The organism is Streptomyces sp. NPDC006510 (assembly GCF_040611955.1).
In the GTDB taxonomy this organism is placed as follows: domain Bacteria; phylum Actinomycetota; class Actinomycetes; order Streptomycetales; family Streptomycetaceae; genus Streptomyces.
The window spans coordinates 50,401-51,310 of the sequence record NZ_JBEXPH010000039.1; the positions used below are offsets into that span (position 1 = coordinate 50,401).

Annotated in this window: 2 pseudogenes; both read right to left on the reverse strand. The window is 69.3% G+C overall.

The features are described from left to right. Positions 1-214: 214 nt before the first annotated feature. Positions 215-343, reverse strand: a pseudogene (locus ABZY11_RS15195) (DUF6766 family protein); the annotation flags it as partial. 114 nt (positions 344-457) lie between these two features. After that, positions 458-910, reverse strand: a pseudogene (locus ABZY11_RS15200) (hypothetical protein); the annotation flags it as partial.

Below are 910 nucleotides of genomic sequence, written 5' to 3' on the forward strand. Positions count from 1 at the left end.
CGGCGGATACGCCCCCGGCTTCCTTGAGGATTGGTGGAACTCCCGTGTCGACTCGGGCCGCATCGCCGAGACCGCCGACGGCTATCGGATGACGGATGGCGCTGTCACTGCCCTGCTCGACGAACTCGCCGCCGTGGTCGGCGACCGGTAGCCGCGCTCGTCGGGCGACGGTGTCCCCGGTCCCGAGCCACGGTCAGATCTCCCGCGCGGCCGGTCATCCCTCGACTCCGGTCGCTCCGTGGGGAGTTCCGACGGGTTCGGACTCCGGGGACCCACGCTGGCGAAGATGTGCGGAGAAGGTGGCCATGCACGCCACTGCCAGGTATTCCGACTGCCAGTTCCGATGACAAGCAGGATGACTCCGAGAATGATCACGACACGCTCCGATCTCGTGTGTGCTCTTCATGCGCTCTGTCTCCCGTGAGCCGCCGCGGCAACTACCAACGGCCCGGGGGCCTCATGCCAGTCGGCCGCACGTGCACCGGACCATCGGTCTCCGGTGGTCCGGTGCACGTGCGGCCGGGTTCCGGGCTGGACCCGGCAGGCGTCCGCGTACGTGACGGCGCCACCGTCGTGGAACACGAGGTCGGCGCGCACTGCATTCGTAGGCGTTGATGGCACCGGGGGCTTCCTTGGCGACAGGGCCGATGAAACCGATCCGCTGCCCGTTCGGCAGGGTCTTGACGGTGTACGGCTTCAACAGCGGGGCTTTACTGCCGCGTTCGATGACGTTGGTGGAGAGACAGGCGATGTCCGCGCCCGGGTACGGGGCGTCGGGGGCGCAGCCGTCCTCGGGACGGCAGCCGCCGTCGACCATCCGCCGCAGCTCGGCCGGACCCTCGTCGAACTCGGCTTCGTGGGAGTGCAGGCCGGACTGCGTCGTCCGGGCGCCCGACGCAGAGGACAGCGG